We start from the raw sequence: 1793 nt of genomic DNA, 5'->3' as shown, positions 1-1793 counted from the left end.
ATCGGAGCAGCCGGGCCCGACTCGGGCCCGGACGAGGCCACCCCCGTCGCCGGAGGCGATCCGGCGGCTGGCGCGGAGTCCCGCGCCGGCATGCCGGGCCGGGTGCGGGCCAACGTCTCGGCCCGCTCCAGGCGAGCGCGGGCACCCATGGCACGGCCGGGCAGTCGCACGTCGCCTCGGGACAGCTGCGACACAAACCAGGCCGGCAGGTAACCCTCGACCGGCAGACCCGGATTGACGGCGAGCCACCACTCGTGGTTGGGCCAGCTGGCCGCGAGATCGGCGAAGGGGATGCGTCGGTTGCTGCCGGCGTGGTCGCCGAGGCAGGCCCGCAGCGCGGCGGCGGAGGTGAAGGCCAGGACGTGGGTCCGGCCGCCGGTGGTCCAGGTGCCCCATCCGGCGGGTGGCTGGCCGGGCTGCGCCGGCGCGGAGACCGGTAGTAGCACGTCGGTGCGGGACAGGAGCCGGAAGTAGAGCTCCTGGTCGTTGGCGCGCAGCGCGTCGCGCATCGCCACCTCGGCCTCCGTGGCCGGCTCCCATGCGGTCACGGCCACCTCCCCTTCCGAGAACAGGCCACAGGTATCGCGTACAACCTACAAGGTGGTACCAAGATCACAATGGCTGGCCGGCGGCGGCCTGCCAGGGCGCGGAGGAGGCGATAACATCCCGTTCCGGAGCCGACACGATACGGAGGGTGTCGATGTCCCGATCGATCACGCGCCCGGTCCTCGCAGGTCTGGCCGCCAGCCTGTTGACCGTACCGGCCCTTCCGACCGTCGCCGCCACCGCCGGGCTCCGGGCGGCACCGGCCTGCGCGACCCCACTCGCCCCCGCCCGGCCGGTCGCGGCCACGCCCTGGCCACAGCAGAGGTACGACCCGGCGCGGCTCGCGCCGCTGGCCACCGGCCTCGGGGTGACCGTCGCGGTGGTCGACTCCGGGGTCGACCGGGTGCATCCGCAGCTGGCTGGGCGGGTGCTGGCCGGCGCCGACCTGCTCGACCCCGGCGGGGACGGCGGTCGGGACTGCGCCGGGCACGGCACGGGTGTGGCGAGCATCATCGCCGCGGCACCCCGCCCCGACGTCGCCTTCCGTGGCCTGGCACCGGGTGCCCGAATCCTGCCGGTGCGGGTGAGTGAGCAGCAGGTGGTGCAGGGCCGGGAGTCGGGGCGGACGGTCAGCGCCGACGAGTTCGCCCGGGCCATCCGGTGGGCCGTCGACCATGACGCCGACGTGGTGAACCTGTCGGTGGTGCTGTACGCGGACGACCCGGAGGTGCGTTCGGCCGTGCGGTACGCGGTCGACCGGAACGTGGTGCTGGTGGCCGCCGCCGGCAACCTGCACGACAGCGGGGACCCGCGACCGTTCCCCGCCGGCTACGACGGGGTGCTCGGCGTGGGCGCGATCGGGTCGGACGGCGGGCGGGCGACCTTCTCCCAGACCGGCCCGTACGTCGATCTGGTGGCGCCGGGCAGCGAGGTGCTGACCGCCGCACCCGGCGCCGGCCACCATCGGGTCGAAGGCACCAGTTACGCGGCGCCCTTCGTGGCCGCCACCGCCGCGCTGCTGCGCGAATACCGCCCGGAGCTGACCGCCGCCCAGGTGGTGGAGCGGATCATCGCCACCGCCGATCCAGCTCCGGGCGTGGGCCACGGCGGCGGGTACGGCGCCGGGGTGCTGAACCCCTACCGGGCGGTCACCGAGACCAGCGGCGGCCGTGCGGCCGGTGCGCGGCCGGTCGCCGCGCTCGCCGACGATCGGGCCGACCCGGCGCAGCTCGCCCGCCAGGCCCGCC

Annotated in this window: 2 protein-coding genes; one reads left to right on the top strand and one right to left on the bottom strand. The window is 75.6% G+C overall.

From position 1 onward, the window contains the following. On the bottom strand, positions 1 to 548 hold a 548-nt coding region (locus PSH25_RS29705; RefSeq protein WP_238662159.1), incomplete at its 3' end, for an SseB family protein. A 152-nt stretch (positions 549 to 700) separates the two neighbouring features. On the opposite strand from PSH25_RS29705, the gene mycP reads away from it, so the two are divergent. After that, the coding region (gene mycP / locus PSH25_RS29700; RefSeq protein WP_238662158.1) for a type VII secretion-associated serine protease mycosin at positions 701 to 1793 on the top strand (1093 nt) is incomplete at its 3' end.

This window comes from Micromonospora foliorum, assembly GCF_022229015.1.
GTDB classification, from domain to species: domain Bacteria; phylum Actinomycetota; class Actinomycetes; order Mycobacteriales; family Micromonosporaceae; genus Micromonospora; species Micromonospora foliorum.
The sequence above is the reverse complement of the archived record's forward strand: the minus strand, read 5'-3'. Positions and strand labels throughout refer to the sequence as shown.